21 protein-coding genes are annotated in these 21,129 nt (G+C 74.5%); 14 read left to right on the top strand and 7 right to left on the bottom strand.

The genetic code is table 11. From position 1 onward, the window contains the following. Nucleotides 1-150: 150 nt before the first annotated feature. Nucleotides 151-756, bottom strand: coding sequence for a DUF6174 domain-containing protein (locus E8D37_RS05260; protein ID WP_136568708.1), 606 nt, complete (start codon nucleotides 754-756; stop codon nucleotides 151-153). Nucleotides 757-880: 124 nt separating this feature from the next. Between E8D37_RS05260 and E8D37_RS05255 the strand changes: the two genes are divergently transcribed. From E8D37_RS05255 to E8D37_RS05235, 5 genes are all read left to right on the top strand, one after another. After that, nucleotides 881-1,540: a MaoC family dehydratase gene (locus E8D37_RS05255; RefSeq protein ID WP_346763583.1), complete on the top strand. Its 660-nt coding sequence runs from the start codon at nucleotides 881-883 to the stop codon at nucleotides 1,538-1,540. A gap of 127 nt (nucleotides 1,541-1,667) precedes the next feature. Beyond that, nucleotides 1,668-2,627 carry an ion channel gene (locus E8D37_RS20520; protein ID WP_206055579.1) on the top strand — a complete coding sequence of 320 codons (960 nt, stop codon included), beginning with the start codon at nucleotides 1,668-1,670 and terminating at the stop codon, nucleotides 2,625-2,627. After that, on the top strand, nucleotides 2,624-3,244 hold the full coding sequence (locus E8D37_RS05245; protein WP_346763582.1) for a histidine phosphatase family protein: 621 nt from the start codon (nucleotides 2,624-2,626) through the stop codon (nucleotides 3,242-3,244). The genes E8D37_RS20520 and E8D37_RS05245 overlap by 4 nt, the downstream gene beginning before the upstream one ends. A gap of 61 nt (nucleotides 3,245-3,305) precedes the next feature. Then, on the top strand, nucleotides 3,306-3,983 hold the full coding sequence (locus E8D37_RS05240) for a DUF6758 family protein (protein WP_136568706.1): 678 nt from the start codon (nucleotides 3,306-3,308) through the stop codon (nucleotides 3,981-3,983). A gap of 51 nt (nucleotides 3,984-4,034) precedes the next feature. Next, nucleotides 4,035-4,910, top strand: a complete 876-nt coding sequence (locus tag E8D37_RS05235; protein WP_136568705.1) for a PHP domain-containing protein — start codon at nucleotides 4,035-4,037, stop codon at nucleotides 4,908-4,910. Between the two features lie 53 nt (nucleotides 4,911-4,963). On the opposite strand, the gene E8D37_RS05230 is transcribed toward E8D37_RS05235, so the two are convergent. After that, the gene (locus tag E8D37_RS05230) at nucleotides 4,964-5,779 is read right to left on the bottom strand and encodes an alpha/beta hydrolase (RefSeq protein ID WP_136568704.1); all 816 of its coding nucleotides are present in this window, start codon (nucleotides 5,777-5,779) and stop codon (nucleotides 4,964-4,966) included. Between the two features lie 20 nt (nucleotides 5,780-5,799). After that, nucleotides 5,800-6,597 (bottom strand): SDR family oxidoreductase, encoded by a 798-nt coding sequence (locus E8D37_RS05225; protein WP_240770201.1) that lies wholly within the window; start codon nucleotides 6,595-6,597, stop codon nucleotides 5,800-5,802. A gap of 97 nt (nucleotides 6,598-6,694) precedes the next feature. Here E8D37_RS05225 and E8D37_RS05220 point away from each other — a divergent pair, with 97 nt between their 5' ends. Together E8D37_RS05220 and E8D37_RS05215 are read left to right on the top strand one after the other, a co-directional pair. After that, nucleotides 6,695-7,489 carry a ParA family protein gene (locus E8D37_RS05220; protein ID WP_136568703.1) on the top strand — a complete coding sequence of 265 codons (795 nt, stop codon included), beginning with the start codon at nucleotides 6,695-6,697 and terminating at the stop codon, nucleotides 7,487-7,489. Between the two features lie 5 nt (nucleotides 7,490-7,494). Beyond that, on the top strand, nucleotides 7,495-8,235 hold the full coding sequence (locus E8D37_RS05215) for a L,D-transpeptidase (RefSeq protein ID WP_136568702.1): 741 nt from the start codon (nucleotides 7,495-7,497) through the stop codon (nucleotides 8,233-8,235). A gap of 114 nt (nucleotides 8,236-8,349) precedes the next feature. Here the strand turns inward: E8D37_RS05215 and E8D37_RS05210 are convergent, their stop codons facing one another. Then, a complete protein-coding gene (locus tag E8D37_RS05210) occupies nucleotides 8,350-9,849 on the bottom strand; it encodes a DEAD/DEAH box helicase (protein ID WP_136569045.1) in 1,500 nt (499 codons plus the stop codon). A 316-nt stretch (nucleotides 9,850-10,165) separates the two neighbouring features. On the opposite strand from E8D37_RS05210, the gene E8D37_RS05205 reads away from it, so the two are divergent. Next, nucleotides 10,166-10,912, top strand: a complete 747-nt coding sequence (locus E8D37_RS05205) for a ferritin-like fold-containing protein (protein WP_136568701.1) — start codon at nucleotides 10,166-10,168, stop codon at nucleotides 10,910-10,912. A gap of 106 nt (nucleotides 10,913-11,018) precedes the next feature. On the opposite strand, the gene E8D37_RS05200 is transcribed toward E8D37_RS05205, so the two are convergent. The 3 genes from E8D37_RS05200 to E8D37_RS05190 all read right to left on the bottom strand — a co-directional run bounded on the left by E8D37_RS05200 (nucleotide 11,019) and on the right by E8D37_RS05190 (nucleotide 14,442). Next, nucleotides 11,019-11,240: a DUF3107 domain-containing protein gene (locus E8D37_RS05200; RefSeq protein WP_136568700.1), complete on the bottom strand. Its 222-nt coding sequence runs from the start codon at nucleotides 11,238-11,240 to the stop codon at nucleotides 11,019-11,021. A gap of 108 nt (nucleotides 11,241-11,348) precedes the next feature. Continuing rightward, nucleotides 11,349-11,945, bottom strand: a complete 597-nt coding sequence (locus E8D37_RS05195; RefSeq protein WP_136569044.1) for a TetR/AcrR family transcriptional regulator — start codon at nucleotides 11,943-11,945, stop codon at nucleotides 11,349-11,351. A gap of 208 nt (nucleotides 11,946-12,153) precedes the next feature. Continuing rightward, the gene (locus tag E8D37_RS05190; RefSeq protein ID WP_240770200.1) at nucleotides 12,154-14,442 is read right to left on the bottom strand and encodes an immune inhibitor A domain-containing protein; all 2,289 of its coding nucleotides are present in this window, start codon (nucleotides 14,440-14,442) and stop codon (nucleotides 12,154-12,156) included. A 364-nt stretch (nucleotides 14,443-14,806) separates the two neighbouring features. On the opposite strand from E8D37_RS05190, the gene moeZ reads away from it, so the two are divergent. The 6 genes from moeZ (at nucleotide 14,807) to E8D37_RS05160 (ending at nucleotide 21,120) form a co-directional block, all read left to right on the top strand. Next, nucleotides 14,807-16,015, top strand: a complete 1,209-nt coding sequence (gene moeZ / locus E8D37_RS05185; protein ID WP_136568698.1) for an adenylyltransferase/sulfurtransferase MoeZ — start codon at nucleotides 14,807-14,809, stop codon at nucleotides 16,013-16,015. Between the two features lie 220 nt (nucleotides 16,016-16,235). After that, a complete protein-coding gene (locus tag E8D37_RS05180) occupies nucleotides 16,236-17,195 on the top strand; it encodes a hypothetical protein (protein WP_206055578.1) in 960 nt (319 codons plus the stop codon). A 113-nt stretch (nucleotides 17,196-17,308) separates the two neighbouring features. Continuing rightward, a complete protein-coding gene (locus E8D37_RS05175; RefSeq protein WP_168929626.1) occupies nucleotides 17,309-18,223 on the top strand; it encodes a hypothetical protein in 915 nt (304 codons plus the stop codon). A 37-nt stretch (nucleotides 18,224-18,260) separates the two neighbouring features. Beyond that, entirely contained in the window at nucleotides 18,261-18,647 is a 387-nt protein-coding gene (locus tag E8D37_RS05170) for an MGMT family protein (RefSeq protein WP_136568696.1), read from the top strand. A 50-nt stretch (nucleotides 18,648-18,697) separates the two neighbouring features. Further along, nucleotides 18,698-20,275, top strand: coding sequence for a PP2C family protein-serine/threonine phosphatase (locus E8D37_RS05165; protein WP_136568695.1), 1,578 nt, complete (start codon nucleotides 18,698-18,700; stop codon nucleotides 20,273-20,275). 140 nt (nucleotides 20,276-20,415) lie between these two features. After that, nucleotides 20,416-21,120 carry a lysophospholipid acyltransferase family protein gene (locus E8D37_RS05160; protein WP_240770199.1) on the top strand — a complete coding sequence of 235 codons (705 nt, stop codon included), beginning with the start codon at nucleotides 20,416-20,418 and terminating at the stop codon, nucleotides 21,118-21,120. Nucleotides 21,121-21,129: the final 9 nt, after the last annotated feature.

Below are 21,129 nucleotides of genomic sequence, written 5' to 3'. Positions count from 1 at the left end.
GGCCCGCCCGGCATCGTCATCAGCGCCCACGCGCGTCGGGCGGACGCCGGCGCGGGCGTCGAGCATTCTTGCACCCGGGTGCGGATGCTCCCGATCCGTGGCGTCCGACCCGAGTGGCGGCGGTGGCCGCCCTAGCCCGGCCCGGGCGGCTCAGCCGGTGACCACGACGTCCCGGACGGTGTAGGCGACCTCCTCGTCGACCGCGCGGGAGTCCGGGTCGACCGCCACCGAGGACGGGTGGTCCTGGCCGTCCGGCCACACCACGTCGACGCGGTCGGCGTCCGTGTCGTTGGCCGCGTCGATGACGTCGTCCAGCGTGAGCCGGCGGTAGTCCGGGGCATCGTCGCCCTTCTGGACGCCGCCGCGACCGCCGCCGCGCAGGTAGACCGCGGAGACGACCTCGCCGTCCTCGACCGTGACGCGGACGGGCACGCCGCCGTCGACGCAGAAGCAGCTCACGACCAGCGTGTACGCGTACGTCTTCGGGCCGAAGGCGGGGTAGGTGCCGACGGTGGGGGACGCGCTGGCCGAGGGGCTGGTCGAGGGGCTGGTCGAGGGGCTGGCTGACGCGCTGGAGGCCTCGAGCGGGAGGTCGGTCGCGGGGTCCGTGGCGGCGGGGTCGGTGGCGGCCGGGTCGGTGGCGGTCGTGGTGCCGCCGGAGCAGCCGGTGAGCGCCGCGCAGGCCACGAGCGCGCCGGCCGCGGCGAGCAGGGGGAGTCGCGGTGCGCGGCCGCGGGTGGGGGTCGTGGTCCTCATGGTCGTGGGACGCCCTCGCCGGCGGATCGGTTCCCTCACCCGGCGTCCGGTACCTCCCCGTGCGTGCGACGGCGCGGAGGACGGGCGCTGAGAGGGGGAGGGGACGGGCGGAAGCGGCGCCCGCGTGAACCACGCCACGCCGGGCGGGGGTGCCCCCACGGCCCGGACTGGCCAGGATGAGACGTCACCCACACACCGGTACCGGACGTCACGCCCCACGCGCGTCGTCCGGGCCCCTCGACGAGGAGGAACCGTGCAGTTCGGACGCAGCTACGAGGAGTTCGAGGTCGGCGCGACCTACAAGCACTGGCCGGGCAAGACGGTCACCGAGTACGACGACCACCTCTTCTGCCTGCTCACGATGAACCACCACCCGCTGCACCTGGACTCCCACTACGCCGAGGAGACCACGCAGTTCGGGAAGAACGTCGTGGTGGGCAACTACGTCTACTCGATCCTGCTCGGCATGTCGGTGCCGGACATCTCCGGCAAGGCGATCGCCAACCTCGAGATCGAGTCGCTGCGCCACGTCGCCCCGACGTTCCACGGCGACACCCTCTACGGCGAGACCACCGTGCTCGACAAGTGGGAGTCGACGAGCAAGGACGACCGGGGCGTCGTCCACGTCGAGACCATCGGCTACAACCAGGACGGCAAGATCGTCTGCGTCTTCCGCCGCAAGGTGATGGTGCCCAAGGAGAGCTACCTCGAGGCGCGGGGCGGCGAGCAGCCCGGGCGGCCCGTGCCGCAGCCGGACAAGAACTGGCCCGGCCCGCAGGCCTGAGGCCCCGCCGGAGGCTGCCGGAACCCGCCGGAACCCGCCGGACGTCGCGGGGCGCGCCGTGCGCGCGCCCCGCAGCCCGGCTTGCCAGGATGGTCGTGTGCACCCGCGGAGACCGACCAGCCCGACGATGCCCACGCTGCCGCGCGACTCCTGGCCGGTGACGGCCTGGGAGCGCTGGTCCCAGTGGCCGCTGGTGGCGTTCTCGCTGCTGTTCCTGGCCGCCTACGCGTGGCCGATCCTCGACCCGAGCCTGCCCGCGAGCACCACCCGCGCCTGCTCGGTGGTCATCGTGGTCACCTGGGTGCTCTTCGCGGTCGACTTCGTCCTGCGGCTCGCCGCGGCCGAGCACCGCGGCCGCTGGCTGCTGCGGCACGTCCTGGACGTGGCGGTGCTGGTGCTGCCGCTGCTGCGTCCCCTCGCGCTCCTGCGGCTCCTCCTGCTGGTGCGGGTGCTCAACCGCACGGCCGCGGGCACGCTGCGCGGCCGCGTCGGCCTGTACGTCGGTCTGGGCTCGCTGCTGCTGGCGATGACGGCGGCCCTCGCCGTGCTCGACGCGGAGCGGGACGCCCCCGGCGCGAACATCACCACGTTCGGCGACGCGCTGTGGTGGGCGCTCACGACGATGACCACGGTGGGCTACGGCGACACCTTCCCGATCACCGACGCCGGGCGCTGGGTCGGCGCCGGCCTCATGGTCATGGGCGTCGCCCTGCTCGGCACCGTGACCGGGTCGATGGCCTCGTGGCTGGTGGAGAAGGTCGCCGAGGGCAAGGAGGCGCGCGCCGCGGAGCGGGCCGCCGCCGCTCACGGGGCCGGTACTCAGGAGGCCGGTCCTCAGGAGAGTGGGGCCCAGGCGGGCGGGCACCCGGTGCCGCGCGCGTCCGGTGCCGCGTCCTCCGAGGACGTCGTGGAGGCGCTCCGGGCCGAGCTGGCGCCCCTGCGCGGGGAGCTGGCGGAGCTGCGGGGGGAGCTCGCGGCCCTGCGCGCCGAGGTCGCCCGCCCGGGTGGTCCCGACGCCGCAGCGGGTGGCGGCGCACGCGCCGACTCGCCCCCGAGCCCCGGGCCGGGTGAGAATCCCGCCTCGTGACCACCTCCCACCACGCCCCGTTCGCCGCCCCGCTGCCGCACCGGGTCGACCCGGAGCTGCCCGAGATGTGGGTGGTGCGCCACGGCGCGACCGAGTGGAGCCGCAACGGCAGGCACACCTCGACCACCGACCTGCCCCTGCTGCCCGAGGGTGAGGAGGGCGCGATCGCCCTGCGCGAGCGGCTGGCGGAGGTCGAGTTCGCCGAGGTGTGGGCGAGCCCGCGGCAGCGCGCCCGCCGCACGGCTGCTCTCGCGGGTTTCGAGTCCCCGGAGATCGTCGAGGACCTGGCCGAGTGGGACTACGGCGACTACGAGGGCATGACGCGCGCGCAGGTGCACGAGGAGAAGGACCCCACCTGGGCGGTCTGGACCCACGGTTGCCCCGGCGGGGAGTCGCCCCGCCAGGTCGCGGCTCGGCTGGACCGGGTCGTGGAGCGGGCGCGCGCCGCGTCCGGCCCCGTCCTGGCGTTCGCGCACGGGCACTCGCTGCGGGTGCTCGCGGTCCGATGGCTCGACCTCCCCGTCGCCGAGGGCCGGCACTTCCACCTCGACACCACCACCATCTCCGTGCTGGGCACCGACCGGGGCCTGCGCGAGGTCCGGCGCTGGAACGCCTGAGCACCGGACCAGCCACCGGCGACTGTTGACGCCGGGGCCCGTGACGCCGCACCGTGTCCCGGTGAGCGACGCGACGTGCCCACGCTGCCCGGCCCCGGTCGGGCTCGTGGACCTGGAAGGGACGCCGGTGCACACGTGCCCGACGCACGGTGAGGTGGCGCCGCTGTGGCGCCCGGACGAGCTGGACTACGCCGCCCTGGTGGGCCAGGTCGAGCGGTCCGGCACGCTGGCCAGCCTGACGCCGTGGCCCCTCGGGCCCGACTGGGCGGTCACGGCCCTCGCCACGGCCGGCAGCCCTGGCACCGAGGCGACCCTCGTCGGGGTCTCGGGCACCACCACGCTGGACGGCCCGGTCGACGTCCTCGTCGTCCACGAGCGGCCGGGCACCGGCCTCGGCCCGCGCTGTGCAGGGCTGGGCGCCGAGCCCGCGCCGACCACCTTCGACGGGCCGCCGCTCGTGCGCCTGCGGGCCGAGCAGCGTCAGGTCAGCCTCTGGCCGGTGTCCTCGGGCCCCGCCGAGGACGACGCGCTCCTCGACCTCCCGGGCGCGGAGGACGACGAGGACGGGCACGACCGCAGCGTCCTCGTGGGCGAGGTCGACGGCCAGTGGCTCTGGCTGGTCGTCCGGCCGGCGTCCGCCGTCCTGCTGCTGCGCGAGGGCTGGCACCTGCGGGACCTCACGACCCTGGGGCCGGCCCTGGTCGAGATCGGCTTCGGGGAGACCGCGCAGCCCTGGTGACCCGGCTCGGCGTCGGTGGGACGGGCGCGGCCCGGCCACTAGGGTGAGGGCGTGCGCATCGACCTCCACACGCATACGCGGGCCAGTGACGGCACGCAGTCGCCGACGGAGCTCGTGCACGCCGCGCGGGCGGCGGGCCTGGACGTCCTCGGCCTGACCGACCACGACACCGCCGACGGGTGGGACGAGGCCGCGAGGGCCGCCGCGCAGGTGGGTCTCACGCTCGTGCGCGGGATGGAGATCAGCACCCGGCTCGACCGCTGGAACGTCCACCTCCTGGCCTACCTCCCGGACCCGACCGAGCCCGCGCTGGCGGGGCACCTGACCCGCATCCTCGAGGGCCGCTCGGGCCGCACGCCGGCGATCGTCGAGCGGCTCGTCGCGCTCGGCATCGACCTCACCGTGGAGGACGTCGCGGCGGTCTCCGGCGACAGCGCCGCCTCCGGCCGCCCCCACGTCGCCGACGCGCTCGTCGCCAAGGGCGTGGTCGCCAGCCGCGACGAGGCCTTCGCGCGCTACCTCAACCCGGGCAGGCCGGGGCACGTCGACCGGTACGCGGCGCCGCTGCGCCAGGTGCTCGCGGAGGTGACCGCCGCCGGCGGCGTGAGCGTGATCGCCCACGTCTGGGGTCGGCGCTCGGTGCAGGAGCCCGGCCCGGAGACCCTCGCGGAGCTGGCCGGGCTGGGGCTCGCCGGCCTCGAGGTGGACCACCAGGACCACCCCCCGGCGGTGCGGGAGACGCTGCGCGGGATCGCGCGCGACCTCGACCTCGTCGTCACCGGGTCCAGCGACCACCACGGCACCGGGAAGATCGACCACGACCTGGGCTGCCACACCACGGCTCCCGAGGAGTACGAGCGGCTGCTCGAGCGGGCGGCGCGGGCTGCGGCGGCCTCCGGGCGGTCGACGCCCGGCGTCCTGGGCTGACGGGACGCAGGCCCTGGCGACGCGGGCTGACCCCGCGACGAGGGCGACGGGCCTCAGCCCAGGCTCTTCTGCGGGTCCCTCAGGAAGTGCGTGAGCAGGTCGACCCACGTGCCCGGCGCGTCCAGGTGGACGTCGTGGCCGGCTCCGGCCACCGTCACCACCTGGGTGTCGGGGCGCAGGGCGCACATGCTCTCGACCTGGCGGCGCGGCACCGAGGAGTGCTGGCCGAGGACCATGAGGGTGGGGGCGGTGACCTCGCCCCACTCCTCGAGGTGCTCCCGGGCGTGGACGCCGGCGAGGGCCCGGGTGAGCGTCGCGGCGTCCCACGTCGGGCGGAGGCCGTCCTCGCGCTCCTCGAGCCCGGCCGCCCAGACGGCGGCCGTGTGCTCCGAGCCCCCGAAGAACCGGACGAACTCGCGGTGGTCGGCGAACGGGACCGGCCACGACGAGAGCCACTCGCCGATGGCGCGGGTGGCGGCGGGGTCGTCCCCGCCGAGCCCGGCCTCGACCAGGACGAGGCTGGAGACGCGCTCCGGCGCGCGGGCCGCCACGAGCATGGCGGTGTGCCCGCCCATGGACTGCCCGACGAGGGCGACGTCGTCGCGCCCGAGGTCGTCGAGCACGGCGAGGACGTCGTCCACGTAGGCGTCGCGGGAGACGTCGGTCGGACACCGGGTGCTGCTGCCGTGGCCGCGCTGCTCGACCGCGACCGCCGACCACTCCGGGCTGAGAGCGTCCATGGTGGCGCTCCACTCGCGGGCGTAGCCGGCGAGGCCGTGGAGGAGGACGACGGGCGGGGCGTCCTCGGCCCGGTCGAGGAACCAGACCTCGGCGTCCGGGCGCTCCACGCGCCCCCAGAGGTCGGGCATGCCCCGAGTCTGTCCCCTCGTCAGCGTCTACCCAAGCCCTGCAGCCGCAGGAGCACCCGGTCCGGGACGACCCGCGAGAGCGCCACGAGGGCGCGGTAGCGGCGGGAGGGGATGGAGAAGGCGCGGCCGTCGGCCAGGTCGTCGAGGGCCTGCGCGACCAGGTCGTCGGCGTCGAGCCACAGCCACGACGGCGCCGACCCGCGGCCGACCCCCATCCGGGCGTGGAACTCGGTGCGCACGAACCCCGGGCACAGCGTCGTGACGGTGACCCCGCGCGGGCGGTACTCGGCCGAGGCCCACGCGCCGAACCGGTTCACCCACGCCTTGGCGGCGGAGTAGGTGCCGCGGGGCAGGAAGGCCGCGACCGAGGAGACGTTGAGGACGGCCCCGTGCCCGCGGGCGGACATGGCCCCCAGCGCCGCGTGCGAGAGCCGGAGCACCGCCACGACGAGGACCTCGAGCATCGCGGTCTCGGCGTCCACGTCGTTGTCGGCGAAGCGCCCCTTGAGACCGAAGCCTGCGTTGTTGACCAGCAGGTCGACCGGGCGCTCGGCGTCGGCCAGGCGCGCCTCGACCGTCGCCAGCTGCGTCCGGTCGGTGAGGTCGGCCGGGAGCACCTCGACGTCGGTGCCGAAGCGGTCGGCCAGCTCGCCGGCCAGCCGCTCGAGCCGGGGCGCGTCACGGGCCACCAGCACCAGGTCGTGCCCGCGGGAGGCGAGCTGGACGGCGAAGGAGCGGCCGATGCCGGCCGTCGCCCCCGTGACGAGGGCCCGGGAGCGGGCGGGGGACGGGGAGGGGGGAGTGGACGCGGGGCTCACCGGATCAGTCAACCACCGGCGTCCTGACCTGCCCATCGGGCCGCCGCACCGTGCGGGTGCGCCGAACGGGACGCCCACTCGGGCATAGTGGCTGCCGATGACCACCACACTCGCCGTCGCGAACCAGAAGGGCGGCGTCGCCAAGACCACCTCGGTCGCCTCCGTGGGAGCCGCGCTCGCCGAGCTGGGTCACCGTGTGCTCCTCGTCGACCTGGACCCGCAGGCGTGCCTCACGTTCTCGCTGGGCATCGACCCGGAGAACGTCGAGACGTCGATCTACCACGTGCTCACGCAGGGTGCGGACGCCGCGGAGACGGTCATCGCCACCGAGGACGGCGTGGACCTGCTGCCCGCTACCATCGAGCTGGCCCGGGCCGAGGCCGACCTCCTCACCCGCACCGGTCGCGAGCACGTCGTCAAGATGGTGGTCGAGGAGCTCGAGGACGACTACGACTGGGTGCTGCTGGACTGCCCGCCCTCGCTGGGGGTGCTCACCGTGGCCGCGCTGACCGCCGCCACCGGCGTCCTCGTGCCGCTGCAGTGCGAGACGCTCTCGCACCGGGGCGTCGGGCAGCTGCTCGACACGGTGCACGACGTGCGGCGGTTCACCAACAGGAAGCTGGAGGTCTGGGGCGTGCTCCCGACCCTGTTCGACGGTCGCACGACCCACGCCCGCACGGTGCTCGAGACGATCTCGGAGACCTACTCGCTCGAGGTGATCGAGCCGCCCATCCCCAAGACGATCAAGTTCGCCGAGGCCCCCGCCGCGGGCCGTTCGATCCTGGCCACCAGCCGCACCAGCAAGGGCGCGCAGGCCTACCGCGAGGTCGCGGCCAACCTCGTCGCCCGCGCCGCTCGGCCCCGCGGCCGCGCCCGCCGGGCGAAGGCGTGAGGCCGGTGGGGGAGAGCGACCGGCGCAGGGCCACCGCCGTCGGTCGGCGGCGCGCCCCGCGTTCCGCGGGCAGCCACGCCGCCGTCCGGCCCCGCTGGGGGCGGATCGCCGCGGCCTCCGGCTCCCTGGTGCTCACGGCGGTCGCCGTGGTCGGTGGCCTCGGCGCCTTCGGGGGGACGACGTCCTCGACCGTCGCGCTCGAGGCGGCCACCTCCACCTCCACGTCCGCCTCCGCCAGCGCCTCCGCCTCAGCCACTGCTTCCGCGAGTGCCTCCGCCTCAGCCAGTGCCTCCGCCACTGCCTCGGCCTCCGCCAGTGCTTCCGCCAGCACCGCCGCGTACCCCGACCCGCCGGCGGACTCCGGCTCGGGGCGCCGCGCCGTCTTCGACCAGTCCTCGCAGCGCGTGTGGATCATCGGCGCGAAGGACCAGGTCCTCGCGAGCTACCTGGTCTCGGGCAGCAGGATCGACAACCTGGACCCCGGCACCTACGAGGTCTACTCGCGCAGCCGGCACGCCTACGGCATCGACGGCTCGACCATGAACCTGTTCGTCCGGTTCACCCAGGGGACGAGCGGCGCCGCGATCGGCTTCCACGACCTGCCGGTGAAGAACGGCGAGCACGAGCAGACGGTCGCCCAGCTCGGGACCCCGCGGTCGCACGGCTGCATCCGGCAGAAGCACTCCGACGCGCTGCTCATGTGGAAGTTCGCGCAGCTCGGCACCACGGTCGTCGTCACGGCCTGAGCGGCCCCGGCCTACGCAGGCGCCCCGGCCTACGCAGGCGCCCCGGACGCAGCACGGCCCGGCACCGCCGAGGCGGTACCGGGCCGGTCGAGCGTGGAGCCCTGCTGCGTGGGCTCAGGCCTCCGAGGCGGCGGGGGCGCTGTCGCCGGACTGGTCACCCGACTGGGCACCGCCGCGGCCACGACCGCCGCGTCCGCGGGAGCGACGACGGCGACGCGGCGCGGACTCGCCGTCCGCCGCGGCGGGGCCGCCCTCGGCGGGGGCGCCGGTGGTGTCGTCGCCCTCGGACGAGGCCGGGGCGGACTCGTCGGAGACGACCTCGCCGCCGCGCGAGCGGGTCCGGGTGCGGTTGCGGTTCCGGCTGCGGGCCGGGCGCTCGCCGCGCTCGCGGTCGCCACCCTCGCGCTTCTCGCGGGGCGCGGCCGGCTCGGGCGCCTTGATCCGGCCCTTGGTGCCGGGCTCGATGTCGAGCTCGGTGTAGAGGTGCTCGGAGGTCGAGTAGGTCTCGGCCGGGGCGTCGAAGGGCAGGTCCAGCGCCTTGTTGATGAGCTTCCAGCGGTGCAGGTCCGCCCAGTCGACGAGCGTGATCGCCGTGCCGGAGGCACCCGCGCGGCCGGTGCGGCCGATGCGGTGGACGTACGTCTTGTCGTCCTCCGGGCAGGAGTAGTTGATGACGTGGCTGACGCCGCGGACGTCGATGCCGCGGGCGGCGACGTCGGTGCAGACGAGCACCTGGAGCTTGTCGTCGCGGAAGCGGGTCAGCGCCTTCTCGCGCGCCACCTGGGCCATGTCGCCGTGCAGCGGGCTGGCCTTGAAGCCACGCTCGACGAGGTCGTCGGCGAGGCGCTGGGCGGCGCGCTTGGTGCGGGTGAAGACGATGACCTTCTCGACGTCCTTGGACTGCAGGACCCGGCCGACGATCTCCGGCTTGTCGAGGTCGTGGGCCTGGAACACGTGCTGGGACGTGGCGGGCACCGTGGCGTTCTCGTAGGACGCCTCGGCGCGGATGTTCATCGGCGAGCGCATGTGCGTGCGGGCCAGGGCCACGATCGCGGAGGGCATGGTCGCGCTGAACAGCATGGTCTGCCGGGTCGAGGGCGTGAGCTTGAGCAGCTTCTCGACGTCGGGCAGGAAGCCGAGGTCCAGCATCTCGTCGGCCTCGTCGAGCACGAGGGCGCGGACGTGGCCGAGGTCGAGGACCTTGCGGTTGGCCAGGTCGATGAGACGACCCGGGGTGCCGACGACGATGTCGACGCCGGTCTCGAGGGCCTCGATCTGGGGCTCGTAGCCCACGCCGCCGTAGACGGTGAGGACGCGCAGGCCGCGGTCGGCGCTGGCGAGGGTGAGGTCGGAGGAGACCTGGAGGGCCAGCTCGCGGGTGGGGGCCACGACGAGCGCCTGCGGCTTGCCCTGGGGGAGGGCCGCGTAGCCCTCGTCGCCCGGCGCGGTGCTCGACTGGATCACGGGGATGCCGAAGGCGAGGGTCTTGCCGGTGCCCGTGCGGGCCTGGCCGATGAGGTCGGTGCCGGCCAGGGCGACCGAGAGGGTCATCTCCTGGATGGCGAACGGGGTGGTGATGCCGGCGCGCTCGAGCGCGTCGCAGATCTCGGGCATGACCCCGAGGTCTCGGAAGGTCGTCAAAGGATGTCTGCTTTCGTGCGGCGGCCCGTCCGGGGAGCAGGACCGCGAGTCTCGGATGCGGCCGACCCGGCGGCTCCGGTGGGAGTCCCCTGCACGTCTGCCGCGCACATACCTGCGGCCCTCCGGCTCGCGGCGGCCGTCCTCGGTGGCGTCCGGTGGACGTCGGGGGATCTTGGTCGGAGTGCCGTCGCGCGGCTCGGGGCCGCCGCGGTGCCGGGGTGGCCGACGACCGCCGTGGGCGTCGGCGCGCGGCACACGCGCACCTTCACCATACCGATACGCTGCGAGCATGACTGAATCCGAGGTCACACCCGGCGCGTCCGCGACCGACCTGGCGGCGGACGCCGTCGTCGACGAGGAGCCGCTGGCCTTCGAGGACCCGGAGTACCGGCAGGCGGTCGTCGACCTGCTCGCCGTGATCGGCTACGGGCTCATCACCGCGTTCAGCCGCCTCGGCGAGGACGCGGCCCTGGCGCCGCGCCTGGAGGACAAGGTGCAGCTCGGGCGGATGGCCGCCGGCGAGCTGAACAAGCTGGGTCGCATCGAGGCCCGGCTGACCGAGCTCGGGAGCGACCCCTACACGGCGATGGAGCCCTTCCGCCGTGCCGTCGACGCGTTCCACGAGAACACCGCGTCCTCCGACTGGTACGAGGGCCTGGTGAAGGCCTACGTCGGGGACGGCCTCGCCAACGACTTCTACCGGGAGATCGCCGCGTTCCTCGACGGGGGCACGCGCGCCCTCGTCGTCGGCACGCTCGAGGACGGCGGGTACGCCGAGTTCGCCGTGACCCAGGTCCGGGCCGCCATCGCCGCCGACCCCCGCCTGGGCGGCCGGCTCGCCCTGTGGGGCCGCCGCCTCATGGGCGAGGCGCTCATTCAGGCCCAGCGGGTCGCGGCCGAGCGGGAGGGCCTGTCCTCGCTGCTGGCCGGCGGCATCGACCGTCCGGGGCTCGACCTGGCCGCGCTCGGCCGGATGTTCACCCGGCTCACCGAGCGGCACACCGACCGGATGAGCGAGCTGGGCCTCGACTCCTGAGCCGCCTCGGCATCCCCCCCCCTGCGCGACCCTGCACGCGCGAGCGCCCCGGACCGAGTGGGTCCGGGGCGCTCGCGGCGTGCGGGGTCGTGCGGGTGGGGCTGCCTCAGCTGCGGAAGCCGACGGTGCCCACCTGGGCCGTGCCGATCTCGACGTAGGCGATCTTCGCGCCGGGCACGGCGATGGTGCGGCCCTTGGTGTCGGTGAGCACGAGCAGGTTGCCGGTGCTCACGGCGTCCGAGACGAGCTGCTGGACGGACTCGGGCGTCCCGTCGACGTCCACCGCCATCTCGCGCGGGGCCTGCTGGATACCGATCTTGACCTCCACGGGTCCTCCTTCGTCGCCGGTCGTACCTTCGTCCGCGAGCCTAGTCCCTGACGCCACCCGGGCGGGTGCGACCCGCGACCGGGGTGGCCGGCGGGGCCGTCGCCCGGGTCAGGCTTCGGGCGCCTCGTCGGTGCGCGGGTAGCCGCCGATGCCGCGCCACGCGAGCCCGGAGACGAGGGCGGTGGCCTGCTCGCGGGTGAGGCCCCCGCCGTCGACGAGCCAGTAGCGGGCGCTCACCTGGGCCATGCCCACCAGCGAGACGGCGAGGAGCATGGAGGCCTCGTCGTCCAGGCCGGTGTCGTCGTGGATGACCTCGGCGATGGCGGTGGCGCAGCCGGTGGTCACGCGGTCGACCTGGGCGCGGACGGCGGGCTCGTTGGTGAGGTCGGACTCGAAGACGAGCCGGAAGGCACCGGAGCGCTCGGCCACGTAGCCGTAGAAGACGTCCATGGCCGCCGCGACGCGGAGCTTGTTGTCCTCGGTGGAGGCGAGGGCGCGGCGACAGTTCTTGATGATCTGGTCGGCCGCGGTCTCCAGCAGCGCCTGGTACAGGTCGAGCTTGCCCGGGAAGTGCTGGTAGAGCACCGGCTTGGAGACGCCGGCGCGGTCGGCGATGTCGTCCATCGCGGCCGCGTGGTAACCCTGGGCGACGAACACCTCGAGCGCGGACTCGAGCAGCTGGGCGCGACGCTCCTTGCGGGGCATGCGGCCCCCGCGCGGGCGGACCCCGGTGGAGGTGCCGGCCGCGGGCTCGGTGGCCTCGTACTGGTCAGCGGACAACGCAGGTGCTCCTCGGGGTGCTCGATCCGGAAGGTCCGGTCGGGCGATGTTACCTGCCCGTCACCTCGCCGGGCCGCGACGGTGATCCGCCGCGGCCCGGTGAGGCTGCCGGTGAGCGTGCCGGCGCCGGGCCTCAGGAGGCCGGGTCGACCACGTGGACGGTGAGCACGTCGCCGTCCTGACCGGTGACGGTGGCCGTGACGCCGAGGCCGGCGACCCGCACGGAGCCCTGCGGGTTGGTGGCGTCGTAGTAGGCGTCGGGATCGCTGTCGTCGAACGTGGCGATGCCGGGACCCGCCGGGGAGCACGCGGCCACGCTCTGGCCGGCGGAGGTCTCCTTGTGCAGGCAGGTCTGCGGCACCGGCGTCAGGCCGAACGCCGCGTCGAGCGGCTGCCGACGGTTCGAGGGCTTCGAGCCGTCCGGGAAGGTGAACGGCGCGGGCCGCGCGTCCACCGGCAGCGCGTAGCCGGAGCCCGGGTGGGCGCTGGTGTTGTTGTCCGCCTGCGACAGGTCGACGTACCAGACCAGCAGGCCCGGCTGGTAGGCGAAGTGCTCGACCCAGTTCGGCCGGGAGTAGAGCTCGCTGAAGTTGTACGGGCCCTGCTCCAGGGTGGCGTCGTAGCCGACGTACTGCCGGTTCTCCATCAGGTAGTACCGCGGGGTCTGCACCGTCTCGCTGCCGGTGCTGATCGTCCAGCCCTTGGCGACCCACTCGCCGGTGCCGTTCTCGGCCCCGTCGCTGACGACGACGGTGCTGCCGGCGGAGATGGTGATGTCGTCGAGGAACGCGCCGGCCTCGTTGACGCCGCCGTCGGTGGCGTAGCGGAAGCGGAAGAGGGACGCCTGGCCCTGGGGGCGGTAGGCCCAGCGCTGGGTGCTCCACCGCGAGGAGTCACCGTCGATCCCGGAGCCGATCCGGGTCCACGTCGCGCCGCCGTCCAGCGAGTACTCGCCGTAGAGGTAGTCGTACCCCGCCTCGATGGCGTGCCACAGGGAGGCCTTCACCGTCACCCTGGAGGCGGCCGGGACCGCATGGGCGAGGGTGTTGCTCAGGTTGTCCCCGCGTCCGGACCACCACTCGTGGGTGCCGGAGGGCGGGGTCACGTACTGCGTGGTGGTGGACTTGTCGGGGAGGTCGACCTTCACGGCCTGGTCGAGGCCGTCGTAGGTGTGCTGGGACGGGCCCAGGTCGACGGTGACGCTCTCGCCGGGCGAGACCTCGGTGTGGTCGAGCCAGCCCAGGAAGTACTTCTCCTGCGGGCCCATCAGGCCGGGGGTCGTGCCGATGCCCTCGTCGGCGCCGCCGTGGCCCAGCCACGAGCCGGAGGACATGAGCGTCCAGAACCCGGTGCTGTTGTCGCCGCCGGCGGTGTCGTAGTAGTCGGGCAGGCCGAGGTCGTGCCCGTACTCGTGGGCGAACACGCCGAGGCCGCCGTTCTCCGGCTCGACGGTGTAGTCACCGATGTAGACCCCGCTGTCGCCGATCTCGGTGCCGCCCAGGAGGTTCGGGGTGCCGTCGACCGTCGGGCCGGTCGTGCCGACGTCCGTGGCGTTGACGTACCAGCGGTGGGACCAGATGGCGTCGGGGTCGGCGCCGGCCTCCTCGCCCTCGCCGGCGTGGACCGCCTGGAAGTGGTCGATGTAGCCGTCGGGCTCGTTGAAGTCGCCGTCGCCGTCGTAGTCGTAGCGGTCCCACTGGTCCAGGGACGCGAGGTGGGCCGCGATGGCGGCGTCCGTGACCCCGTCGGCCTTCTGCTGGGCGTACCAGGCGTCCACGGTGTCGGCGATGAACTGCCAGGCGCCGCCGTCGTCCTCCACGGCGTTGTCGCCGTAGGTGGAGGCGTTGCCGGGCACCTGCACCCAGTCCTCCACGACGCTGTCGGTGCTGTAGCGCCCGCTGGAGAGCTGCTCGTAGTAGTTCTTGAACGACTCCCCGCTGCCGTTGAACAGGTCGTCGTAGTAGGCCAGGTCGAAGTCCGCTCGCCAGGCCGTGGAGTTGTCGGTGCTGCGGTCGGGCTCTGGGATCTCGTTGTGCAGCGGCCCCGGGGTCCGGCCCAGCCTGCCGGACCCGGAGTCGCCGAACTCGGAGAGGATCGTCCACACGGTGTCGGTCTTCTCGACCGGGAACTCGACGTAGTCGCCGGCCGCGAGCTGCACCGTCGCGCCCCCGTCCGACTGCGCGCGCAGGCGGGCGCTGCCGTTGGCGAGCATCTCCAGCGCCTTCGCCCGCTTGCGTTGCTGCTCCTTGGCCAGCGGGCCCGGGCGGTCGTCCGGCCGGTGCGCGGCCCCCGCACCCTCCGAGGGCGGGGCCCCGGTCGCGGTGGGGGCGGCCTGGGCCGGCAGCGAGCCGAGGGTCAAGGGCAGGGTGACGGCGAGCGCGGCGACGCCCGCTCCCAGCACGCTGCGTGGGGTGGTTCTCACGGGTGGTTCCCTCCGGTGGCAGACGGTCCCGGCGGGCCGGGCAGGCCGGGGCCCCGCTCCCGAGGTCCGCCAGCACCATCCGTACCCGTCCGGGTGGCTTCGACTGGGGGAGATCCGACCGTGCGGGAGCCCCTCCGGTCCAGACCTTCCTGTTCTTTGCCTGTGAGCCCGGAGAAAGGCTTGCCTGACGCGCGAGGCGTGGGCCAGACTCTCGCGTTTCCGCCGCCCCACGGGTCCGCATGGCGGGACGTGGCGCGCCGTCGCGCCCGGGCCCGGGACCATGGGACATCACGACAGGGAACATCTCGCACCGCACCCGGTGTTGACCGCCCTGTCAGAAGTGCACCCGATCGAGGAGCGAGCAGTGTCCATCCCAGCACTCGTGGAGCCGGCCGACGAGCTGACCATCGACGAGGTCCGTCGTTACAGCCGTCACCTGATCATCCCGGACGTCGGCATGACCGGGCAGAAGCGGCTGAAGAACGCCAAGGTGCTGGTCATCGGCGCCGGCGGCCTCGGCAGCCCGGCCCTGCTCTACCTGGCCGCGGCCGGCGTCGGCACCCTCGGCATCGCCGAGTTCGACGAGGTCGACGAGTCCAACCTGCAGCGCCAGATCATCCACGGGCAGTCCGACGTGGGGAAGTCGAAGGCGGTCTCGGCCAAGGAGTCGATCCTCGAGGCCAACCCCTACGTGAACGTCGTCCTGCACGACGAGCGGCTCGACAACGACAACGTCTTCCGCGTCTTCGAGGGCTACGACCTCATCGTCGACGGCACCGACAACTTCGCCACCCGCTACATGGTGAACGACGCGGCCTACCTGCTCGGCATCCCGTACGTGTGGGGCTCCATCTACCGCTTCGACGGCCAGGCCTCGGTGTTCGCGCCGAAGCAGGTCGAGGGTGCGCCCTGCTACCGCTGCCTCTACCCCGAGCCCCCGCCGCCGGGCATGGTCCCCTCCTGCGCCGAGGGCGGCGTCCTGGGCGTGCTGTGCGCGTCCATCGGCTCCATCCAGGTCAACGAGGCGATCAAGCTCATCACCGGCATCGGCGACCCCGCCGTCGGCGAGCTCGTCATCTACGACGCCCTCGAGCTGAGCTGGCGCAAGCTCAAGGTCCGCAAGGACCCCAACTGCGCCCTGTGCGGCGAGAACCCCACCGTCGACGCGCTCATCGACTACGAGACCTTCTGCGGTGCGATCTCGGACGAGGCGGCGGACGCCGCCGCCGGCTCGACCATCTCCGTCACGACCCTCGAGCACATGCTCAAGGAGCGCGAGGAGGGCAGCCGGGACTTCGTCCTGGTCGACGTCCGGGAGCCCAACGAGTACGAGATCAACCAGATCCCGGGCTCGGTGCTGATCCCCAAGGGCGAGTTCCTCAACGGCAACGCGCTCTCGCAGCTGCCGTCGGTCGACTCGGGCACCCAGGTCGTCCTGCACTGCAAGTCGGGCGTCCGCTCCGCCGAGGCCCTCGCGGTCATCAAGGGCGCGGGCTACGACGACGCCGTCCACGTCGGTGGCGGCGTGGTCGCGTGGGTGAACCAGATCGACCCCTCGCAGCCGTCCTACTGAGGCATCCCTCGCGCGGTCCCGCCGGCTCCCGCCCGGCGCGACCCCGCGTCCACCGCCCCGCTCGAGCACTGCTCGGGCGGGGCGGTGTCGTCTCGCCGCGGACCGGCTCCTGACCATGGGCCGTCGGGGCGGCCGGCGTGACCTGGACCAGACCACCTCGTTGAGCCCTGGGACGAGGGGCTGCCGACTCGGCGCGGCCCCGCGACCGAGGGAGTCCTCGATGAGCAGCACCACGCGACGCAGCACCGATGAAGGCACCGGAGCGGTGAGGGTCGCCTGCGTGGGTCGGGACCGTCGGACCCCGGTGGCGCTGGGCGCCGTGGCGATCCTGGCGACGGCGGCGGCCGTCATCGGCGGGGTGTCGTCCGCGGCCCGCGCCGACGCGGCACCCGACGCGGCACCCGCCGCGGCACCCACCTGGGCGGACGCCGACTCGGCGACGATCACGCCCGGCGTCCAGATGTACACCGAGGGCGCCCAGTGCACCGCCAACTTCGTCTACACCGACGCCGCCGGCGACGTCTACGTCGGCTACGCCGCGCACTGCGCCGGCACCGGCTCCTCCACGGACACCGACGGGTGCTCGACCGCGTCGCTGCCGCTGGGCACGCCGGTCGAGTTCGTCTCCGGCGGCTCGCTGGTGACCTCCGGCGAGACGCTCGGCACCGGGACGCTCGCCTACTCCTCGTGGCTCGCCATGGCCGACGCGGGGGAGGACGACCCGGAGACCTGCGCCTACAACGACCTCGCGCTCGTGCGGGTGGACCCGGCCTCGGTGGCCGACGTGAACCCGAGCGTGCCGTTCTTCGGCGGCCCCACGGCCCTGGCCTCGGGCGGCGCGGACGCCGGCGAGCAGGTGTCCAGCTACGGCAACAGCTCGCTGCGCGCGGGGGCCTCCGCCCTCTCGCCCAAGGTGGGCACCGTGCTGGCCTCCACCGACGGCGGCTGGTCGCACACCGTCTACACCGTCACCCCCGGCATCCCGGGGGACTCCGGGTCCGGCTTCCTCGACGCCGACGGCGCCGCGCTGGGCACGCTGTCCACGGTGGCGCTCGCGCCCCTGGCCGGCTCCAACGGCATCGGTAACCTCTCCCACGAGCTGGCCTACGCCCGGCAGCACGCGGGGATCGCCGGTCTCGCCCTGGTCCCCGGCACCGAGCCGTTCACACCCGTGCTCTGAGGCATCCCGTTCCGCAGCGGGACCGGGAGCCGTAGCCCGGGGCGCCGCGGGGTCGTTGAGCGGGCATGTCCCCACGCCCGCTCCGCCGCCCCGCGTCCGCCTCGACAGCCCTCGTGGCTCCCGGTGTCCTGCTGCTCGTCGTGGCCCTGCTGGCCCTGGCCGGCAGCCCCGCGCGGGCGTCGGGCTCGGTGGCGCAGCGGACCACCGAGCACCGGCGGGTCACCACCTGGGCACCGGTGGCCGACGCGACCATCACCCCCGGCGTCCAGCTGTACACGCGCGGCGCCCAGTGCACGGCGTCCTTCGTGCTCACGGATGCCGCCGGCCACGTGTACCTCGGCTACGCCGCGCACTGCGCCGCCGGCGGGGAGAGCACCGACACCGACGGCTGCACGGTGCGGACCTACCGCTACGGGACGCGTGTGCGCGTCGCCTCCGGCGGCTCGCTGCTCACCGGGGGGACGACGCTGGCCCGCGGACGCCTGGCGTGGTCGTCCTGGCGGGCGATGCAGGCGTCCGGTGGGGACGACGCGGCCGCCTGCGCCGGCAACGACCTCGCCCTCGTGCGCCTGCCCACCGCCGCGGTGGCCCACGTGAACCCCTCCGTGCCCGTGTGGGGCGGGCCGACCGGCCTGGGCGCGGCCCCGGCCGAGGGCGACGCCGTCTTCTCCTACGGGGCCTCGTCGCTGCGGGCCGGGCAGAACCCGCTCTCCCCGCGCACCGGGCAGGTCCTCGCGCCCGACCCGAGCACCCGGGGCTGGACCCTCGAGGTGATGACCGCGACCCCCGGCGTCCCCGGCGACTCCGGCTCCGGGTTCCTCGACGCCGAGGGCCGGGCCGTCGGCACCCTCTCCACGCTCGCGGTGCTGCCCGTGCCGGGCAGCAACGGGGTCTCCGCCCTGGCCCGGGCGCTCGACTGGGCCGCCGCCCACGGCGCGCCCGCCGGTCTCCGGCTCGTGCCCGGCACCGAGCCCTTCACGGGCGTGGCGCCGGCCGCCGCGGCCGGTCTGCTCGGCGCGACCGGCTAGCGTCGGGAGGGACACGCAGGCAGAGCGGAGGACACCGGTGCAGCACCCCGAGGACTACGTCGAGCAGGTGCTGCTCGCCGCCGAGTCGGTGCCGCCCGGCCACGTGACCACCTACGGCGCGATCGCCGAGGCGGTGGGCCGCTTCGGGCCCCGCCGCGTGGGCGCGGTCATGGCCGAGCACGGTGGCGGTGTGCCGTGGTGGCGGGTGGTGAGGTCGGACGGCAGCCTCCCGCCGAGCCACGGCGAGCGCGCCCGCCGGGCCTACGGCGACGAGGGCACCCCGCTGCGCGCCGGTGGCCGCGTCGACATGGCCGCGGCCTTCGTCGAGCCCGTGCTGCCCGTGCTGCCCGTACTGCCCGTGCTGCCGGTGGGGGCCGTGCTCCCGGCCACGCCCGCCGCGCCGGCACCGGGGGCTGCCGGGTGAGGCTGCCCGAACCCGCCACGCGAGGCGGCGGCACGGGCGAGGATGGTGCGGTGACCAGCGCCCGGACCCGCCTCGAGCGGATCGTCGACCACGCCGGCCCGGTCCTGGGGCCCGCCTACGCGGCCGTCGACTGGGAGTCGACGACCCTGGGCTCCCCGGAGACCTGGCCGCCGGAGCTGGACCACGCCCTGGACCTCGTGCTGGGCACGCGCTTCCCGGCGTCCCTGTGCTGGGGGCCCGACCTCGTCCTGCTCTACAACGAGGCCTACTCGCGGGTGGTGGGCTCGGCCCACCCGGCGGCCCTCGGGCGTCCGTACCCCCTCACCTTCACCGAGGCGTGGGACGACGTGGGCCCGCACATCGAGCACGCCTTCGCGGGCCTGGGCGCCACCTGGGCCGAGGACGCGCTCGTGCCGCTGGAGCGCAGCGGCTACGTGGAGCAGTGCTGGTTCACCTTCTCCTGCTCCCCGGTGCGCGGCCCGGGGGACGCCGTCTCCGGGGTCCTCGTGGTCGCCAGCGAGACCACGGCGACGGTGCTCCGCCGACGCCGGACGCTGGCCCTCACCGCGCTCCAGCGCGACCTGGCCGACGCCACCAGCGAGCGGTCGCTCCTGCGCCGCGCCGTCGCCGGCCTCGCCGCCACGGCGCCGGACGACCTCGCCGAGGTCTCGATCACCGAGGGCGCGGTCGGGGAGATCGGGCTGGTGGTCGAGCCCGCCCCGCCGGGCCGGGGCCGGCGCGCGAGCATCGACGTGCCGACCCAGCACCCTCGCGCGACGCCGCGGCGGCTCGTCGTCCGGCTCGACCCGCGCCTGCCCGTCGACGACGACTACCGGATGTTCGTCAGCTCCGTGGCCACCACCCTGGGCACGGCCTTGGACGCGGTGCTCGTGCGGGACTCCGAGCGGCGCATCTCCGAGGCGCTCCAGCGCAGCCTGCTGACCAAGCCGCAGGTCACCCAGGAGGTGGAGGTCGCCGTGCGCTACGAGCCCGCCAGCGTGGAGTCCGCGGTGGGCGGCGACTGGTACGACGCCTTCGGTCTGCCCGACGGCGCGGTCGCGCTGGTGGTCGGGGACGTGGCCGGCCACGACCAGCACGCGGCGGCGGTGATGGGGCAGCTGCGCAACCTCGTCCGCGGCGTGGCCTACGCGGGCGACGCCTGGCTGCCCTCGCAGGTGCTGGGCGACCTCGACCGGGCCATGGACGGCCTCGGGGTGCCTGTGGTCGCCACGAGCGTGGTCGGGGTCCTGGAGGAGCAGGGCCCGGACGGCTACCTCCTGCACTGGTGCAACGCCGGGCACCCGCCGCCGCTGGTGCTCCGCGCCGACGGGGCGGTGGAGGTGCTGGACGCGCCGGGTGACGTCCTCCTGGGCGTCGAGCCCTCCGCGGTGCGCTCCGACCACCGCGTCGAGCTGGCGCCGGGGGACACGGTGCTGCTCTACAGCGACGGCCTGGTGGAGCGCCGGGACCGGCAGATCGACGCGGGCGTCCAGTGGCTCGCCGGGGCGCTCGCGCGGTACGCGGGCGACGGCCCGGAGGCCGTGTGCACCGCGCTCCTCGAGCAGGTCGCCGGGCACGAGGACGACGTGGTGCTGCTCGCGGTGCGGCCGCGACCCCTCTCCGGCTGACCGGGCGTGTGCACAACCTGTGGAAGAACCTGTGCACGAGCCTGTGTGTAACCGCCTCGGGGTGTGGAGGGACGGGCCCGTCCTGTGCAGGAGGCTGGACCGGTTCTCCACGACCGACGGGTAACCACCAGACTGGCCCCGTGAGCGAGGACCAGGGGACCCAGGGAACGGACTCCGACCGCCTGTACCGGAGCCTGCACGCCGTCGTGCCGCCGCTGGCGCGGGCCGTGTGGCGCCCGACGGTCGAGGGCCTGGAGAACGTGCCGACCAGCGGTCCGGTCGTGCTCGCGAGCAACCACCTCAGCTTCGTCGACTCGGTCGTCATCCCGTGCGTGGTGCCCAGGAAGGTCGTCTTCCTCGCCAAGTCGGACTACTTCACGGGCTCCGGGGTCAAGGGCGCGCTGAGCCGCGCGTGGTTCGCCGGCCTCGGCATGCTGCCGGTCGACCGCGACGACCCGCGCGCCGCGCTGACCAGCCTCGACACCGCGCTGGAGGTGCTGCAGCGGGGCGAGGCGTTCGGGCTGTACCCCGAGGGCACCCGCTCGCGCGACGGCCGCCTGTACCGCGGTCGCACCGGTGTCGCCCACCTGGCGCTGACGGCCGGCGCGCCCGTCGTCCCCGTCGGGCTGATCGGCACGGAGAAGCTCCAGCCCGTCGGCTCGACCCTGCCGCGGCTGGTGCACGTGACCGTCCGGTTCGGCGCGCCGATCGTCCCGGGGGACCGGTTCGAGGGCGTGCCGCTGGGCAAGGCCCGCCGCGTCCTCACCGACGAGGTGATGGACGCGATCGCCGGGCTCTCCGGCCAGGAGCGCGCGGGCGTCTACAACGAGCGTCCGGCGGTCTGAGCGCCCGGC

Source organism: Nocardioides sp. GY 10127, assembly GCF_004919085.1.
Taxonomy (GTDB): domain Bacteria; phylum Actinomycetota; class Actinomycetes; order Propionibacteriales; family Nocardioidaceae; genus Nocardioides.
This window is presented reverse-complemented; position numbering and strand designations above follow the sequence as displayed.